Origin of the sequence: Halobacterium sp. CBA1132 (genome assembly GCF_001485535.1) — an archaeon.
Lineage (GTDB): Archaea > Halobacteriota > Halobacteria > Halobacteriales > Halobacteriaceae > Halobacterium.
The window spans coordinates 1-17,640 of sequence record NZ_BCMZ01000002.1 but is presented as its reverse complement, the minus strand read 5'-3'; the positions used below and the strand labels follow the sequence as shown (position 1 = coordinate 17,640).

At 57.4% G+C, this 17,640-nt stretch carries 18 protein-coding genes and 1 pseudogene; 16 read left to right on the top strand and 3 right to left on the bottom strand.

What is annotated here, in order from left to right; genetic code table 11:
* Window positions 1-21: 21 nt before the first annotated feature.
* Entirely contained in the window at window positions 22-1,821 is a 1,800-nt protein-coding gene (locus AVZ66_RS13635) for a hypothetical protein (RefSeq protein ID WP_058984735.1), read from the bottom strand.
* A 6-nt stretch (window positions 1,822-1,827) separates the two neighbouring features.
* Window positions 1,828-2,793: a hypothetical protein gene (locus AVZ66_RS13630; protein WP_058984734.1), complete on the bottom strand. Its 966-nt coding sequence runs from the start codon at window positions 2,791-2,793 to the stop codon at window positions 1,828-1,830.
* Between the two features lie 287 nt (window positions 2,794-3,080).
* On the opposite strand from AVZ66_RS13630, the gene AVZ66_RS13620 reads away from it, so the two are divergent.
* The 9 genes from AVZ66_RS13620 to AVZ66_RS13580 all read left to right on the top strand — a co-directional run bounded on the left by AVZ66_RS13620 (window position 3,081) and on the right by AVZ66_RS13580 (window position 11,128).
* Window positions 3,081-3,743, top strand: coding sequence for a DUF6735 family protein (locus AVZ66_RS13620; RefSeq protein WP_058984732.1), 663 nt, complete (start codon window positions 3,081-3,083; stop codon window positions 3,741-3,743).
* A 37-nt stretch (window positions 3,744-3,780) separates the two neighbouring features.
* The gene (locus AVZ66_RS13615) at window positions 3,781-4,065 is read left to right on the top strand and encodes a hypothetical protein (RefSeq protein WP_006183450.1); all 285 of its coding nucleotides are present in this window, start codon (window positions 3,781-3,783) and stop codon (window positions 4,063-4,065) included.
* Between the two features lie 61 nt (window positions 4,066-4,126).
* A complete protein-coding gene (locus AVZ66_RS13610; protein WP_050051691.1) occupies window positions 4,127-4,873 on the top strand; it encodes a helix-turn-helix domain-containing protein in 747 nt (248 codons plus the stop codon).
* A gap of 60 nt (window positions 4,874-4,933) precedes the next feature.
* Window positions 4,934-7,306 carry a cation-translocating P-type ATPase gene (locus tag AVZ66_RS13605; RefSeq protein ID WP_197407799.1) on the top strand — a complete coding sequence of 791 codons (2,373 nt, stop codon included), beginning with the start codon at window positions 4,934-4,936 and terminating at the stop codon, window positions 7,304-7,306.
* Window positions 7,307-7,427: 121 nt separating this feature from the next.
* Window positions 7,428-7,850, top strand: a complete 423-nt coding sequence (locus tag AVZ66_RS13600; RefSeq protein ID WP_020221063.1) for a hypothetical protein — start codon at window positions 7,428-7,430, stop codon at window positions 7,848-7,850.
* Between the two features lie 106 nt (window positions 7,851-7,956).
* Window positions 7,957-8,448 (top strand): hypothetical protein, encoded by a 492-nt coding sequence (locus tag AVZ66_RS13595; protein ID WP_058984947.1) that lies wholly within the window; start codon window positions 7,957-7,959, stop codon window positions 8,446-8,448.
* Window positions 8,449-8,451: 3 nt separating this feature from the next.
* Window positions 8,452-8,817: a hypothetical protein gene (locus tag AVZ66_RS13590; RefSeq protein ID WP_058984730.1), complete on the top strand. Its 366-nt coding sequence runs from the start codon at window positions 8,452-8,454 to the stop codon at window positions 8,815-8,817.
* A gap of 73 nt (window positions 8,818-8,890) precedes the next feature.
* Window positions 8,891-9,286 (top strand): hypothetical protein, encoded by a 396-nt coding sequence (locus tag AVZ66_RS13585; protein WP_058984946.1) that lies wholly within the window; start codon window positions 8,891-8,893, stop codon window positions 9,284-9,286.
* A gap of 168 nt (window positions 9,287-9,454) precedes the next feature.
* A complete protein-coding gene (locus tag AVZ66_RS13580) occupies window positions 9,455-11,128 on the top strand; it encodes a hypothetical protein (RefSeq protein WP_058984729.1) in 1,674 nt (557 codons plus the stop codon).
* A gap of 269 nt (window positions 11,129-11,397) precedes the next feature.
* Here the strand turns inward: AVZ66_RS13580 and AVZ66_RS13575 are convergent, their stop codons facing one another.
* Window positions 11,398-12,762, bottom strand: coding sequence for a restriction endonuclease (locus AVZ66_RS13575; RefSeq protein ID WP_058984728.1), 1,365 nt, complete (start codon window positions 12,760-12,762; stop codon window positions 11,398-11,400).
* Window positions 12,763-12,880: 118 nt separating this feature from the next.
* On the opposite strand from AVZ66_RS13575, the pseudogene AVZ66_RS17160 reads away from it, so the two are divergent.
* The 7 genes and pseudogenes from AVZ66_RS17160 to AVZ66_RS13550 all read left to right on the top strand — a co-directional run.
* Window positions 12,881-13,066: pseudogene (locus tag AVZ66_RS17160) on the top strand (hypothetical protein); the annotation flags it as partial.
* 43 nt (window positions 13,067-13,109) lie between these two features.
* Window positions 13,110-13,388, top strand: a complete 279-nt coding sequence (locus AVZ66_RS13570; protein ID WP_058984727.1) for a ribbon-helix-helix domain-containing protein — start codon at window positions 13,110-13,112, stop codon at window positions 13,386-13,388.
* Complete coding sequence (locus AVZ66_RS13565; RefSeq protein ID WP_058984726.1) at window positions 13,381-13,644, top strand: type II toxin-antitoxin system RelE/ParE family toxin; 264 nt, start codon at window positions 13,381-13,383, stop codon at window positions 13,642-13,644. The genes AVZ66_RS13570 and AVZ66_RS13565 overlap by 8 nt, the downstream gene beginning before the upstream one ends.
* A gap of 124 nt (window positions 13,645-13,768) precedes the next feature.
* Window positions 13,769-14,254 (top strand): HNH endonuclease signature motif containing protein, encoded by a 486-nt coding sequence (locus AVZ66_RS15770; RefSeq protein WP_082678880.1) that lies wholly within the window; start codon window positions 13,769-13,771, stop codon window positions 14,252-14,254.
* Window positions 14,251-14,868 carry a DUF6166 domain-containing protein gene (locus AVZ66_RS13555; RefSeq protein ID WP_058984725.1) on the top strand — a complete coding sequence of 206 codons (618 nt, stop codon included), beginning with the start codon at window positions 14,251-14,253 and terminating at the stop codon, window positions 14,866-14,868. The genes AVZ66_RS15770 and AVZ66_RS13555 overlap by 4 nt, the downstream gene beginning before the upstream one ends.
* Before the next feature lie 864 nt (window positions 14,869-15,732).
* Window positions 15,733-17,094: a restriction endonuclease gene (locus AVZ66_RS15765; RefSeq protein ID WP_197407798.1), complete on the top strand. Its 1,362-nt coding sequence runs from the start codon at window positions 15,733-15,735 to the stop codon at window positions 17,092-17,094.
* Between the two features lie 290 nt (window positions 17,095-17,384).
* On the top strand, window positions 17,385-17,606 hold the full coding sequence (locus AVZ66_RS13550; RefSeq protein ID WP_058984724.1) for a hypothetical protein: 222 nt from the start codon (window positions 17,385-17,387) through the stop codon (window positions 17,604-17,606).
* Window positions 17,607-17,640: the final 34 nt, after the last annotated feature.

Here is a 17,640-nt window from a genome sequence, read left to right as displayed (position 1 = left end):
TTTATCCACCCTGCCAGCCGGTTAGAACCCCCCAATCCCGAGTACCATTAGGATTCGTACCCCTAGAGCGCCTAAACTTACGGCAACACATCCAACCATGTACCGTAAATCGAAATATTCGTTATTAGAGTGGTAGTACCAGATACCGATCAATCCGACTAGAGACACGATGCCTACGATGGTCTGCATACTCACAGCCTCATAACCAACAAAAGACCAGATTGCTAAACCCCCCCAAATGGTCATCAATAACCGGAATATCAGATCTAGCCGATCCTGTGCCCATCCCTCCTTCTTCTTCGCTATTCTGATGTAGGAATCCTTTCGTCCTTCTAACTCCTCGAAGTCAAAAATCTGCTCGCTAAATCGTCGAATCTCAGCTTCATACATCTCATAATCTTTCTCAACCTCCTTCCGCAGTTCGGACAGGTCTTCAATCCGATCTTGAATTAGCGGGAAATAGAAGCCGACCAGTACAGCGAGGATGAACAGGCTGAATGGTGGTACGTAGGTGACGTTGTTCCAGCGTAGAACGAGAAAGAGATTCGCTATGATTGTACCGATGAGCGTGAACAACAGAGTCTGAATCTGGCGGGATAGCTGAGTGGCCGCGTCAGAAACCCGGTTCGTCAGCCCGGTCATAAAGGAATGAATTTGCTGAATCGCGTCGCTCAGGTCGTCGAAGTTCTTCTCGATAGCATCAACCTGCAAATCCCTGTAGTAGTCCCTTACCTCGTCAACGTGGTTCGGCAAGTCGAGTAAATCATCGCAGGTGTTAGCAATTGCAAGTCGCCAAAAATCCCGGAACGCCGCCTTATCCTCATGTTCCGCATAGATCTCGTATGCAGATACGAGTCCTTCGATTGCGGATGAATCGTAGTCTTGACTCACTTCATGAGGATTGACCTGTTTTGTAAAGGTTGTCGGCTCTGAAGTGACTATGAACTTAATCAAGCCGTTTCTGGATTCAACTGCCGAAGAGAACACCCCGAAAACGCTGTACACGAGTACAGGACGGAATCCAGAAATCAGGTCAATGACCGAGATTACAGCTGCTGGAGGAACCGGAGATAGATCGTCGTGCCAAACGGTGCTCTCTCGGGCACACTGCATAGCCTCCTGATACTTGTCACGACCATCAGCAAGTTCCTCGCCCCCCAGTTCGTTGATATCCTCTAAGGATGTTACAACCGAGGCACCGAAAATAGGAGTGACAGAGCTTTCAAAGACGAATATAGGCAGTTTCTCGAACGCAAAAAATGCATCAATTACATCAGTAATCGACTTGGTCTCGATCCACTGGCCAAGAGTATCTGGATCAGGCCAGAGGAACACGGAAATCTCGCCCTGAAGGACGCTTGGAAACGTCGATACCAGCTCTTCCTCAATAGCCGATTTGTCTACAATACCTGTGAGTGTAACGCTTTGGCCGTCATCGTTGTGAAGACCGTTAACAAGTGTATAAGCGAACTCAGCTGCTCGCTCAATATCTGAATCACGGTAGTTGTTGAAACCGCGCTCAGCTCTGTCGTGGTCGGTAGATAAGTCTAATTCGGTGAGTTCCTCAAATCCATCACTATGTGTCATGACCCCTGTCCCACTTTTCCCAAAGAGCCGGATTGTGGGGGAACTACATCGGAGTTCGAAATCCGTAAACCACTCAGGATGGTTGTGAACGGCCTTTACTACGCTAATAAAATCGTTTCTGTCAAGATCGGAGGCTGTAACGGTAAACCCGATGTCGGCTAACGTTGTTTCTACCTCTCCCTCGGACTCAAGGGCCTGTACCTGTTGCAATACTTCAGTAACTTCAGCAGACATACTCAGTTAGAAGAGGTCGCTGGGGTGCGGCAAATCGTCAATTTCATCGAACACGCTGCGTTTATTTCTCCCGGACCCGACCGTCATCTGTGGTTGTGTTCCCGATAGAACGACATAGTACGTATTACCTTCTTTCGCCAATTGCACGTTTTCTTGTTGCTGAAATTCACTCAGTGGAATTTGGAAGGAGGTATTCGCGATCTCTACCGAAACCGTTGCCTCCTGTCCGACCTCGGTGTCGAACTCTTCTGCGACAAATTCGGTGAAGTCATCCAACGAATCGAACTCTCCATCCCCTTCGTCCATCCGCTGACCAAGGGAGTTCTCTACGAGTTCGTCAGGGTGTTTCTCTTCTTCGAGTCGGAGAAATCGCCACCAGTATTTCGCGTAGTGTTGACTGCCATCCCGTTGATATACGCGCGCTCGATCAGAGTCCGCCTCATCCTCAAATTCATCATAAAAGGGGTAGATGATGCTCTTGTCTGTTTCTTCCCGGATAATTCGCTCGTGCTCGACGAACATTTCGTCGGTATCGATTTCGTGTGCATCAGGGAGGAACGGGGTCTTAATCACCGCCACAAATTCGCGGTCGTGTTCTTCGAACGGTGCGACTATGATTAGGTCAGAACGAGATTGGATTTCGGTGATATACCAGTCAGCAATATGTTTGCTATACTTCTCAAGATCCCCGTCGTTTCTGACTTCCTCGAGTACATCGAGAACTGATTCCCCATCATCGGATCGCTCCACTTCGGCTTCAGCGCTGAACCGGTGGTTCCTGGCACTCTTAGATTCTCCGTATTTCTTTCCAAGTGCCGTATCGATGAGCTCCTCACAGATACGGGAGGCCTCGGCGCCGGCGTCATCGTTAAAATCCTCGTTTTCGAGGACGCCTACCGTTGAAGGATCAGGGTTACCGTCACCTTCCGTTTTGACACAGCTATAAACGCCGATACCCGTTACCTCAACCATAGTACGATTTTCTAGGAAATTGTATTATATCTTGTGTGAACGTCCTGCTTGCTTCCCATCACACCTAATCTGGGTAAGGCGAGAGTTCTTGCAAGAACTCGATACTCAGACGGCCGGGTTCACGAAGTGTTGCTTCTCCGTACTGGCGAAGCGGTACATCGATCGCGACGGCGAAGTCCTCCACGCGGACCTCAGTTCCCCCGACCCGATCGACGAGTAGCGTTGTTCGTCCCCCGGGAGGGGTGCGGGGCGATCCAGTCGCGCTCGCCCCGTGAGGTGATTGCTCGATGGAACACCGCGCACTCGTTGCGTACGAACGCACAGACGGACAGTACACGCTCCACTACAGCCATTGGGGCGCAGCGAACTTGAAGCTCAAGCACCGAATCTCGGCTGAGTCGCCGTTCGGTGGCGACGACACCGACTCCAAGTGGGCGAAACAGCTGCTGGCGGAACTGGCCGATGGCCTCGAGGCAGATGCCGTCGACGGCTACCTCGCCGGCGAGGATCGACCGTCGACGGTCGTCGAGCCGAAACCCCGCGCCACCGGGCTCACCCTCGACGAGATCGTCGCTGACCACCTCGACTACCTCCACCACGAGGCGTTCTTCGTGGTGTCGACGACGTTCGAGGTGACCGCCTATCGGACGCTGTGGTTCGGCCTGCAGTACGATTCGGAGACAGTCGAACAGGGAGAGACGGTCGGGAACGGTGCGCTCGCGACGGTGCGTTGGTACGACGGCGAGCCGGTCGGCGACGGCACCCTCCAGGGACAGTTCGCGGCCCTCAAAGACGTCGTTGGCGACATGCTCGACAAAGGCGTCTTCACACCGTCGACGGCGAGACAGTACCTGAAACGGAAGCTGGCCGCGCGAGTCGGAGACCGACAGGAGCTGCTCATTCCGACCGGAGAGTCACCCTTCGAGACAGCGAGTCTCGGCAAGCCGTAACACCAATCCCTTAGTGGATATCGGGGGACGTCTAAGTATGTCAAATCAGTCTGAAGATGACGTTCGTGTTTGGCTTGTCGAACGGACGTACTCCGATGACGAGCAGAACCTGATCATCCTCACCTACGCAACACCCGATGGAGAACAGTACTATCGGAAGGAACGCGCACTCACGTCCTTCACCGACGTCCGAGATACGACAGCAGCAGTGGATGCTGAACCCGGCAATCTTGGCATGGTCGATGACCCCGACCTCCAGGAGCAATACGCGGCCGAAGCACAGCGAATGCAGGAAGTTCACGATCCTGACGACGTAATCTGAGGTCTACTGGTCGACAACGCTGCAGGCCATGGGTTATGTCGTAGCAGGCCTTAGACGGGGTATGCGCGAACTCGTCTTCGCTCTCGAATACGAGCCCGGCTGCAACAGGGTGGCGGACGCCCTCGCCGACCACCCCGACGCTCGCGTTCGCTCGCTCTCGCTGCACGCCACTGCCGAGCGTCTCTGGCGGGTCGACCATGCCACCGGTACGCCTGAGGCGCTCAACGCCATCGAGGACGCCTTTCTCAACGGCGACTACTACGCTGACTGTCTCGCCACCGAGGACTGCAACGCCACACAGACCACCCGCGTCCTCGACCGCACGGACGACGCGCTCATCCTCTACTCAGATTGGGAGCGCACTCCGACCTGCGCCTCAGTCCCCCACATCGCTCGCGACCACCTCGGCGACGGCGTGCTGTTCGAGACTCGTCACGAGGGCCGCCACTACACGTGGCGACTCATCCACTCCGGCGATGGCGACGTGGCGGCGTTCTTCGACGCTCTCAAAGTCGCCGTCGGGGAGTGCGCCCAGATGGAGATGCTCCGCACAGCGGACACAACATCAGCTAGGGGAAGCGACGGAACACCAAGTGGATTGCCTCCAGCCCAAGAGGCTGCTCTCCAGGCCGCCGTCGAACACGGCTACTACGAATCACCCCGCGAGGTCGATGTTGGAGAACTCGCAGAGCATCTCGACGTGCCACGGTCAACACTCACCTACCGACTCCGTCGGGCGGAAGAACATTTGGCGAAGCAACATGTCGCCGGCGAGCGGGTAGCGGAAGAACGGCTGGCATCCCACTGAGGGCCGTAGTTGGAATATTCCAACAAAGACATATCGAACTCCCGCTCCTACCGTGACGTGATGACAGAGAATCCGGACGCAGCAGGAGGAACGAGCGGCGGCGGACAGCGACGTGAGCTGACCGCCCGCCTCGCCGTTCCCGAGATGGACTGTCCCTCTTGCGCCCAAAAGGTGAACAAGAGCCTCCAGCGTGTCGACGGCATTACTGACGTCACGCTCCAGCCGACCACCGGCACGGCCAACGTCACGTACGACCCTGATCGAACTAGCGAAGCAGACGTGGTCAAGGCAATTGAAGGCGCGGGCTACGAGGTCGTCGGGGGCTCGGACACCGAGGGCGATGATGAGGACAACCAAGCGACCGATGGCGTCGACATCGCGCCACCATCGGAGGTCTGGACGAGTCCTCGCGCGAAGAAGACGTGGCTCGGCGCGGCGTTCGTCACGCTCGGTCTCATCTTTGAGTTCCTCCTCACCGGACAGAACGCCACGGTGGCGAGCGTCCTCGAGTACCCGCTCCACATCGCAGATGTCCTGTTCCTCGGCGCCGTCGCGGCCAGTGGCATCCCGGTCGTCCGTAGCGGGTACTACTCCGCGAAGAACCGAAGCCTCGACATCGACCTGCTGATGGGGACGGCGATCATCGCGGCGACCGGTATCGGCTACTTCGTCGAGGCGGCGACGCTGGCCGTCCTGTTCAGCATCGCCGAGCTGCTCGAGGACTACGCGATGGACAGGGCACGGGACTCCCTGCGCGAGCTGATGGAACTCTCGCCCGACGAGGCGACCGTCCTTCGCGACGGTGAGGAAGTGACCGTTCCCGCCGAGGAGGTCGACGTTGGCGAGACCGTCGTCGTCCGCCCCGGCGACAAGATTCCGCTCGACGGAACGGTTATCGAAGGCGGGAGTGCAGTCGACCAGTCGCCGATCACGGGCGAGAGCGTCCCCGTCGACAAGCAGACGGGCGATGAGGTCTACGCCGGCGCGATCAACGAAGAGGGGTACCTCGAGGTAGAGGTCACCTCAACCGCTGGCGATTCGACGCTCTCGCGCATCATCGAGATGGTCCAGGGCGCACAGGCGAAGAAGACCGAGTCTGAGCAGTTCGTCGACCGCTTCTCCGGCTACTACACACCCCTCGTCGTCGTGCTGGCAATCCTGACCGCCGCAATCCCGCCGCTGGTCATCGCCGACCCCATCTCGGTCGACCTGGCCGGGTACGGGTTCACCTTCGCGAGCGACTGGCAGACGTGGTTCATCCGGGGGCTCACCCTGCTGGTGATCGCCTGTCCCTGTGCGTTCGTCATCTCGACGCCCGTCTCGGTGGTGTCGGGAATTACGAGCGCCGCGAAGAACGGCGTCCTGATCAAGGGCGGCAACTACCTCGAGGCGATGGGCGAAGTCGATGCCGTCGCGCTCGACAAGACGGGGACGCTCACGAAGGGCGAACTCGCCGTCACCGATGTCGTCCCGGTCGGTGACACCACGGAGGACGATCTGCTCCGTCGCGCCGCCGGACTGGAGCGTCGCAGTGAGCACCCCATCGCTGCGGCCATTCTCGCCCGTGCTGAGGAGACGGGCGTGGGTAATCTGCCCGATGCGACGAGTTTCGAGAGCCTCACGGGGAAGGGCATCCGGGGCGAGATCGACGGCAAGACGTACTATGCGGGCAAGCCCGCGCTCTTCGAGGAGCTGGGCTTCGACCTCGCTCGAGCACGCCGCGAGACGGACGGCGGCGTCGTAGCGGAAGAGTCGTCAGAGTCCGACGACGGGGCGTTTGCCGAGAATGCACTCTCCGCGCTGGAGCGGGAGGGCAAGACGGTCGTCATCGTCGGGACGGAGTCGGAACTGCTGGGTGCGATCGCCATCGCCGACGAGGTTCGCCCGGCCTCGAAGCGGGCTGTCGAACGCCTGCACGAGCTGGGCGTCGAGCGCGTGGTGATGCTGACCGGCGACAACGAGGGCACCGCCCGCGCCATCGCCGAGCAGGTCGGTGTCGATGAGTATCGCGCCGAACTCCTGCCCGACGAGAAGGTCGACGCAGTCGAAGAGTTACAGGCGGAGTACGGGGAGGTTGCGATGGTCGGCGACGGCATCAATGACGCCCCCGCGCTCGCCACTGCGGAGGTCGGCATCGCGATGGGCGCGGCGGGCACCGACACCGCCCTCGAAACGGCTGATATTGCGTTGATGGGCGACGACATCGGGAAACTCCCGTACCTGTACGATCTGTCGCATACGGCCAACGGTGTGATCCGGCAAAACATCTGGGCCAGCCTCGGCGTGAAGCTCCTACTCGCGCTAGGCGTGCCGCTGGGCCTGGTCAGCGTTGCGCTGGCAGTCGTTGTCGGAGATATGGGGATGAGCCTCGGCGTCACCGGGAACGCGATGCGGTTGTCCCGGATTGAGCCCGATCGAATCATCGACGCCTGATTCTGCGGCGGGAAGTGCGGGCAGGACGCTCTTTTTTCGGGACTTACCTCCGCTACATCGAGACAAGTTGTGGTTTGTCTGGGGCAGAAAGGACTGAGCCCCACCGTGGGCTCGTGATTTGATGCCCGAGAATCCAGACGACGATCCATTCCACGATTGCGAGTTAGGTCCTGACGCAGTCCTCGGGACGCGCACCTTCCACGATGTCCTGTTCACCGACGACACGGAGACGCCGATGAACGTGGTAACCGGTGAGACGCCCGCCCATTCGCAGGCGACCGTCAAGGAGGCAAAGGAGTTCGCTGCGAGTGTTGACACCGACACGCCACAGATCGCACTTCCGGCGTCAGTCGAAACGCAAATCGAGACGCAGAGTAAGCCCTACACGTCGGCTGCGTTCTTCCACTTCAAGGCGACAGGCTCGCTCGAACGCCACCGCGCCTACCACGCCGCCTACGAGGCGGACGCGTTCGCGGTCGACTTCGAGGCCGACTACGCGTCGGGCGATCTAACCATCACAGTCGACCGAGCGAACGAGTCCTAAAAATCGACCGCTAGATCAGGTTTTTCGAGCGCCGGCGATGGGTGCCGGCGCAGCTGGAGCGAGCGAGCAATCACTCCCGGTGCGTCGGCGTTTCGAGGTGTTCGAGATGCACATGGTAATTTACGCTCTGGTAGAAGAATCGACCCACGACGACGCACTGGCCACCGGAAATTCGGTGTTCGACCGCCTGGTCGGCGCGGACCCACACGCCAGCGCCGTCTTCGATTACTATGTGACCTTCGACGGGGAGGACACGTCCGTTGCGGGGAAGGCACGATGGGGGGAGTTGCCGACGGCAGCCCCCGTCGACTCCGATGACGGCGAAGACCTCCTCGAGCGTGGCTGGGAGGCGACGAAGGAAGAGTTCGAGCGCAATCTCGACCGGGTGAAAGAGGCCATCGAAGAGCTCTCAGACGAGGAGATCATGCGCGACGAAGATCTCGCTCGGCACGCCTTCCATCAGGTCGGTGCGTACGATGGCCCGACGATCTTCCTGTACACCGAACACGGAACCGGCATTCGCCACCGTGGACAGCTGGATCGACTCCTCGAGGAGAGTGAAGAGCTCTGGATCGTACCCGCTGACGTCCACTTCTGAATAATGCCTCCCATCACCAACTGGCGACGCGAGAGCCGCTCGCCGACACTCGCGTATCGGAACACCGAGACCGGCGCTCGGGCTGTCATGCACAGAGCGCCAGACTCCTACCGGTACAAGTGGCGCGGAGCCATCCTTGTCGACGGCTACCCGGTGTGGTCGCGAGGGTATGAGACGAAGGACGCGACGTCGTTCCGTGACGAGCTTCGGGAGCGGCCGGCTCCGGACCTCAGCTGCCCGGAGTGTCCGAACGACGACGTTCGCGTCGGCGAGAAGTCAGCAGACGGGGCGAAAGTCCAGCGATGTTACGACTGCCCCGACTGTGGGTACGAAGCCCCCTCACGCATCGTCTACGGCGCTGAGCGGTGAGGGAGTGAGCGCTGGGCGCTGTTTTTCGGCCGGGTACGAGGTGGTGGCCCGGGACGACCGGGTGAGTCAACCAATGAGCCTCGAAGTACTAGATCGACACAGTGAGGCACTGTTCGAGTTCCTCTGGTGTCCCGTCTGCGGGCAGGAGGTCTTCACGCACATCCCCTTCGAGGGGGTGTTCTGCAAGAACTGCAACACCCAGGTCGAACTCCAGGAATCCCGAGAGACACGCGGCTACGAGGAAGCCGTACTCGCCTGCTTCGATACAGCCACGACCTGGAACCTCCACGTCGACGAGAAACTGCGCCGCGACCTACCTGATGGGTCGGCGCGCGTGAAGATCCTCGGCGCACCGGGCGCCTACAAGGTCGACTGGTGGAGTCCGGAGCCAGGTGAGGATTGGGAGCCTGTCGATTGTGGCGGGTTTGATGATGTCGAGGAGCCAGACGAGGTGTCTCATCTCGCTTAGCGGCCTTGATGGAATCCACAGGAGGTGGCGATTCTCAGCAACCCGGATGAATACAGGACGCGTCTCTTCCACGTTATGCTAAATGCTCTATTTGTCCATCTGTAGATTAAGTAGCCATCTCAGTCGATTAATATCATAAGCATTCAACCTTATATAGAATTCAAACCAATGCCCTGCCCCTACTGTGAACAAACACTTGTCTACCACGAGGAAAAAGACATCCTCTACTGCCCGAAATGCCTCCAACTCCCTGTCGCTGACTTAGACTGGATCAAACAGCAAGCCGCTGAGATTCAACAACAGTACCTCAACCACGATGAATTACTCCTGCTCTTGGAGGAATACGGCACGTTCCGAGTGATTGGAACACTCACATTTGAACTTAATAAGGGAGCCGCCGGTATGATTGCCGACAACCGACTGTCTGTGACAAAGTTCTTTCACTCACTCCCGGTTATAAAAGCAGTATATGAGAATACAGACCGATTTAATGACCACTTTGATCCACAAAACGCTCACGTACAGGAAGAGCTCCACGAGAGGGTCGAAGCATTTCTCAACGACGCAACCGGGCTAATCACAGTCCTAAACCAGGTCCAAGAGGAGTTTAGTATTCCAATCGAGTTGACGCCCATTCACGGATCGTGGAAAGATTTTTTTGCAGATTTTCAGTTCCCTCATTCCGAATACTGGCTTTGTTCGGAACGGTGTCTGAGAGCCAATATCGGAGCAAGAGAGGAAATCCGAGAGGATTTCATGTTGAAGGAGGTGGTTTTCCGGTCATTCGATCGACCAGACAAAGACGAGATAGATAGCGTCCGAGACTGGGTAGATCACTGGTATGGTCTTCAGGTAAGTCTCGGATTCACCTCAGCACTTGACGAGACTGTGAGTGACGCGTTCACTACCGACTTCCCCGATTCGGTAACGATATTCGACTTGGAAGAACTCCTCGATAAAATGACAGAGGCCGTCCAATCGACAATTGCAGAAGCTGATCCGGGTGATTTCCGGGCAATTAGTATTCCCGAACACAAGTTTGATGATATAGGTAAAGGAGTGTTCGGGGATTCGTGGGAAGATGTTAAACCCTCAATCACGCTCAGCCCGGAAAACACAGATGCTCACCCGCTGTTTTTTAAGATATCCGGGACAAAAGCGATGGAGGTCAGGGGTGGTCGTAGGACCCGGAAAGTCCCTCATAAGCGCATTATCTACCCTGATCAGTTCTCTCAACTGGTCAAAATGCAATTGTTCCCCTTCCTCGAGAACGGAGATTTAGAAACGAGCACGAGAGCTCTTGCTGCGTTGACTGAAAGACGTGGTGAGAGTTTCGAGAGGTACGTATACGAATTCCTGGCTGAAACGACCTGTGCCGCATATCACAGCTGTAAAACATCGAAACAGAGCGGGAAAGAGATTGATACAGTCTTCAGGAAAGATGGGACAGTATATTTCGTCGAATCGAAGTTCATGCTTCCGAAACTCAATATGCAAACGCAGGAAGGGATTGAGAACGTAAATCAGGCGTTCAACGAGAAAATCTTCAAGCAAGGAACTAATCGTGGGGGGAAGCCATTTCCAGAGAAGGTTGAAGCATGGCGAAATTTAGATGCCAGTGCTAAAATTTCCCACCAAGTAACCCGTGATGAGTCCGACCGGAGGCAGATTCAGGTTCCCGAAGAATGGATCGAGGGCGAATTTGAGTTGCTCGTTGTGTCTAACTTTACGCCGTCGTACTTGGAAAAACAGGGAGTACGTTTCCTTACTGACTTAGAATTGTATCAATGGATCGAGAATGATGAGGATATTTTCTATAGCGTTCTGACAGGCGGTGTATAGGCCCGGTAGGGTTGACTGGCTCAATACAGTTTTCCATTAATGAAGTCCAAGACCTAGCTTCCTGATTTAGCAGCCCTGTTCTATCAGACATATATAACCTAAGTTGCATCACCATAGTAAGCCGACCGCAGAATCGGTTTTGTGATGTTGTTTTGCGCCGTAAAGGGTGACGGCGCGTGTGCGCCGGCAATGTTCGATGATGTCAACACGAAGTACTTCTACGATTCGTCGAACGAGTGGACCAAGACAGTGAGCCACATCGAACCCGCTCAGATGATGCCTCCGAAGACGAGCAGTCCGACCACGAGCAGCAGCGTCGCAACCACGCTCCCCCCGGCCAGTATCTTGTTCTCCATCGCCTTCTCGTGAAGCGGCATGTCGGCGTACTCCTCGCGGAACGCTTCGAGGTTCTCCTCGTCGTAGAAGTACCTCGTCTTCAGCGCGAACCGTTCCGTCACCGCACACACCGTACAGACCGGCTCGCCTTCCAGCCGCTCCGTTTTGATGTGGCTGGAGCAGGCGATTGCCCCGCAGTTCGGACAGTAGGTGTACGTCTCGTCGACGCCGCTCGTGTCACAGTGGACGCACTGATGGATGCCATCCTCGGCGGTTACTCGTGACGGGCCTGCCGCGTAATACTCGTAGGGGTAGGTGTACGCCTGGAGTTCGGTCGTCTGGCGAACCTCGGGGAGATACACCGGTTCGATCGACTGAACGGAGATGTCCGAGCGGTTCGGCTCACAGGTCTTGTTGTACGTGACGTTGTTGTCGCCGGTGTAGGTGACCGTCGTCGTGTGATGCTGCTGGAGCCGCTCGACGGCCCACTCCTTGTACTCGGTTTGGGTCTGCCCGAACCGGCGCTCCTCGACGTCATCGAACACCTCCGCGAACTGCTCGGTATCGAGGTCGACCGTCGCGTGAAGGTTCTCGGTGACCAGCGTTGCGGCGTCTTCGTTGACGATCTTCGGCTGCCCGCGTTCGGCGTGGGCAACGAATCGGGTCCGGTCGTTGATCCGGTGGATGACGCCCACCGACGTCTCGAAGACGGCGTTCGTGTCCGCGGTGACAGCGACCACCGGGCGGAACGTCACCGACGAGTGGGGTTCTGGGAGGTCGGCGGCCTCGATGTTCTCAATGTCGCGGAACGCCTCGATGACGGGCGCGTCGACGTCGGCAGCCGGGTCGTGCGGGCGGAGCGTCTCGTCGCAGAGAATCTCGATGCGCCCGTTGTAGAGGTCGAGGCCGATCTCGTCGGCGATCTCTCGGAGGTCTTCGCCGTCGAGCAACTCGATTGGATGTGGGTCGTCGTTCTGCTGGAGGCGGTCGGCGTACTCCTGAGCGGGATTCGTGAACCGGCCGGTCGTGACGACCATTCCGCGTTTCGGGCCGTCGAAGTCGAACGTCGCGATCGCCGAGTGGAGCTTCTGGACGACCGGCCGCCCGACCGTCCCCGTGTGCTTGCACTCGACGATGATCGCGCGCCGGGTGCCGTCGACGACCTCCTCCATGATGACGTCGCGACCCTCGTCAGCCGTGCGGTCGGCCTGGCGGACGTTCTCGTAGCCGAGGTTCCGGAACACGTCCTCCATCACGTCCTCGAACTCGAACCCCGAGAGATCGTCCAGTACAGCCATCCTCAATTATGTGGACAGTACGTTGCAACTGCCAAATACGTTGCCGAACGCTACGCCGTCCTGTTTGTTGAACCCCTGAGAGGGGTGCGGGGGTCACCGAACCGCCCGCGAGCAACGAATGAACGGGAATGTACCTGTAGCAAGTTCGGACTCGGTTCCAGAAGCATCGTCCGGTCAGTCTCACCGAGACACAGTCGAATACGTCGGCTTCCGTGTCGACGGCCAAGCCGTCGTCCTGAACCTCTCGGAGCATCGGCGACTCTCCCTCGAGCGCAGTCTGGACCTCGTCAACCACAGTCCGAATAACCAACCGAAGGTACTTACGTGATACAAGCGTATCACAGCATATGAGCACTGATAGCGACGCCGGCGGTGACGGTGAAATGGAGAAGATCAACGTCCGAGTGCCACAGTCGCTGCTGGCACAGGTCGACGACGTCTGGGAGGAGCGTGGCTACGCGAACAAATCCGAGTTCATCCGCGACGCGCTTCGAGACGCTGTCAACCCGCCAACGCAGCTGTCCGAGGAAGCACTGGAGCATCTGGCTGAGAGTCGCGAGCAGCGGGAGCAGGGCGAAACGGTGTCGCAGGAGGACGTGAAGGACCGGCTGGGCATCGATGACTGAGGTTGAGTGGACACCGAAAGCACTCGATTTACTGGAGGGACTCGAATCTGAAGCGCAAGAGCGGTTGGTGAAGAAACTCGACGAGGCGAAAGACTGGACGTCCCACCGCCTCGAAAAGCTCACCGGCTACCCGTACTATAAGCTCCGCGCCGGCGACTACCGAGCGATCATCACATGGGACCGAGACGAGGATGTCCTCATCGTCGAGGCGGTTGGGCATCGACGGAATATCTACGATCGCCACCTCCCGCCGTAACACCCGCTGCCTACGGAGCAATTCAGTGGTGACGAACCGCGTCTGAAATTCAAGTACGGTTCCGGTCGGTAGTGTTTATTGCCCCCGAGAGGGGTGCGGGGGAGTTCACTCCCCTTACCGAACTATGACCGATTCAGAGTACCCCTGGCGAGACGAATCGCTCCTCTACGAACTCTACTGGGAACAGGAGTTGAGCACGGTCAAGATTGCGGACAAACTGGGCTGTACACAGCAGACGGTCTCGAAGTGGATGCAGCGATTCGACATCCCTCGTCGGGACGCACGGGAGGCAGCCCCGAACCGTCGACGGCATCCCGCAGTCTTCACCGACCGTGGCTACGTCATCTGCGCGTCGAACTATCGAGGGACGACGGACTCCGTCGGGATTCACCGACTCGTAATGGTGGCAGAACGCGGATTCGACACTGTCGCGAACAAGCACGTTCATCATAAAAATGGCGTCCGGTGGGACAACAGGCCAGAGAACCTCGAGCTACTCAGTCGCTCCAAACACGCCGAACGACACGGCTTCGGGTCCGAGATTAAACCAACCGACCACGAGAGGGACGTCTCTGATCGCGACCGGGACGAACGGGGGCGATTCAAATGACGACTGCATACGTCGGCCGGCGTCGGCAAGGAGACCTCGTTGTTACCCGCCTTCCTGACGATGAGGAGCTCACTCCCGACCGAAGTCTCGATATTGTCAATCACAGTCCGAGTGGTTTCGAGATCGGGTATAGTGGTAGCGGGCCCGCCCAGCTCGCGTGCGCACTCCTGCTCGACTACTACGACGATGAGCAGTTCGCCCGTGAGCACTACATCGCGTTCCGGAATCAGGTGGTCTCGCAGCTGGAGTGCGACGGTTCAGCGGCGTGCTGGCACCTCACCGGCGAGAAGATCGACGCCGCGATGGCGACCCTTACCGACGACGTCGTCGCGCTCCCCGACGGTGGACGGCCGTCACCGACGCTCCCCGAGAACTGGCGACCCGTCTCTCGCCCGGACCGGCGGGTCTTCCAGCGCGCTGATCGCGACCACTACATCGTACTCGGGGATGGAAGCGACGAGTGGCTGGTGGTTCTCTGCAGCCAGGGCGACCGTGCATATCCTGCCCCGCTCGCACATCGGACGGTTGCCGAAGAGGCTGACGTGGAACGGGTAATCCGGGAACTCGCCGAAGAAAGCAACGGCCTCATCGAGCCCCGGGAGGGGGAGCACTGATGGAGACACTTCGGCTGGCGCGAGCCACCCACCAGCTCCTCGAACGAGGTGTCGAGGCGCTCGAGAAAATCGGGCGCGAACTGGAGCGATACAACGACCGGGAGGAGTGATTCGTGACCCAAGCACAGTTATTACCGCCAGAATTACCAGACTGCTCTGGTAATCAGATAATAATCAGATATGGATATCCCCACGGACCGTTCCGAATACCTACCCGGTTTTCCTTTCAAAGCGACACGGGCTATCCTCGTCGTCCTCGGACTATGTCTGCTCGTCTATTCAGTCCCCGTTACGGGGACGTTTGACCAAGTTGATCCTGTAACGCGCTCAACGTCAGTACCGCTTGAATATACGACTACAGGAGGAGAAACCGAGTACGGGACTTTCGATATCCAAATCACGACTCCGACAACTGGCGTCGCTACAAACGGAAGTGTCCGGATACGGATGCAGACCGGGTGGGGGAATCCATATGCCAACACAGAGAGCCCGCCAAGAGCACCGCTTGAAGTCGCCGTTATCGCCGCACCGACATCATGGCGACCCGAACGGGCGGCCAGAGAGGGGACAGTCCTCTTTGCGAACACTTCCACATACGAGCAGGGCGAATACGCGACGTTCGAACGAGTACTACACTTGCCAGCGTCAATCGCACCGAAAGGGGTCGGACCTACGGAGGCGACATTATACTATTACGCGGCGTCAAACGCTGGAACCAATCGTTTTGAGATACTTCGAACCTACACAGTATATCGACCGTTCTGGGAACGGCCACGGGCATGGGGACTGCTCGCTGCAATAGTTCTCCTAGGTGCAACACTACCGACGTTCAACCAGTCGGTTCGTAACCGTCTCGCCGAACCGGTGCAACGCTACGCTGATCGACAATGGCGCCAGGATCTCCTTTCCAAAGCACAGAGACTCGACGACAAGTTCGACACAGAGACTACAGCCAGCGCGGGATCACCAGTTGAACAGGCTATTCAAGCAGCTCCGCGTGAGAATCTTCAGGATTGGAGTCAGAGGCTGGAACAGTTCGCAGTACTGGACCAGACGCTCTCAAGACTTCCTTTCGAGGAGTTACCGGTTGCAAGGACAAAGGTTCGGTCACTCGCAGCCCAGACGTGGAGTGACAACGATCCCGCAACCGCGAGCGATCTAAATGACGTGCTTACGGGGATTGATATTGGCTTTGAAGTTAGAATTCGTGGCCAAAGCTACGATGGGGCCAAGCTGCTTGACCAAACCCTTGCTGACTTTCCGTCCTCGGAAGATGACCAGCTTGAACAGGCTGCTGCAGAGATAAATCGATTCGAGGACGCCCGAGCAACCGTCGAACAGTGGAGTCAGCCCAGTAGTAGTCCGGCAGACTCGGCGAAAAGTAAGCTGGCTGTTCGTGTCGATAGCCAAGTGGTTGAGCCAACAGCGATCTGGGAACGTCTTGATACCATCTTGACTGAAGGAACTCTCGATCAATTCTGCGAGCAAGCAAAGGCGGTTGAAGATTTCGCAGCTAAGACCGAACCACTACGAAGCAACAGTGGGTCGTCTCATCCCTTATCAGCTGGCCAAGCACAGGATACAACGATCGAGGACGCCTGTAATGCGGTTCGGGAGGGCGAACTAGATGCCATCGAGAAGGCGATGGTGAAGACAGAGGCATGGGTCGCCGAGCAGGAAGTGGCACAGATGTTCGCAACTACGGACTTGTCTCACAGTTCTATCGACCCGACTGATGTCCAGAATCAGGTTGACCAAGCCCGCGCCACTAACGACTACACTCGCATCAAATCAATCAGGGATGAAGTAATGGCCCAGCTTGACTCGACGTGGCAGCCATCGGATCTGCTTTCATTAACGCCAACGCAGTTTGAAGAGGTTCTGGGACAGCTTTATCAAAAGAATGGATACGACGTCCAGGTCACACAGCAATCGGGAGATAGAGGAATTGACGCTATTGCACGCAACGGCCAGCGAACAATCGCTATTCAGGCCAAACGCTACGATCCTAACGGGGCCGGGAACGTGTCTGGTCCAGAGGTCCGAAACGCAATCGGTGCGACAGTACAAGAAGGCGCAGATGTCTGCGTGGTCGCAACATCGTCTGGATTTACGCAGGACGCAAGGCGGGCTGCTATGGAAACAAAAGGTGTAGAGGTACAGCTACTGTCTGGACGGGATGTAATCGAAAAGCTCTCGAAGAGTCAAATTCCAAATCCGACCTAAGTTCGTTTTCCGAAAGGCAAGAACATCCGATCGAGTCTATTGTCCCAGATTCTATAGTAACATCCGGAGGCAGAAGGCGCCGATAGGTTACAAGCATCACCAGCGGGCGAGAACGGGGGCTCTCAAACATCGAGCGCGTCAGCGACAATCTGCAGGAGAAGGTCGACCAGTTCGAAGAGCGGGAGGACGCGCTCCGGGAGCGGTTCCAAGAGGCGATGGCCTGACGCCGCGTCGGTGATGTAGTCGTCTGTTCTGTTTTTCTCGCCCTGGAAGGGTGGAGGGCTATCGAGATGGAACAGTCCACGATTAGTGACGGAAGTGACGACGAATTCCCACCTGAGAAGCGTCTTGAAGCACCGAATTACCGATTGATCAAGGCCGGTATCGCGACAATCCCGGATATGGAAACCCTCCAAGAGTGTGTTGCCTATGAGAACGCCCACCAGAATCGGACGCAGATCCTGCGCCGGCTCAAGTGGAAGGCTGAAGAGCTTCGTGAGGATGAAGAGTAAGTTCTGTTCTTAACCAACACACTCCGCGGAAGTT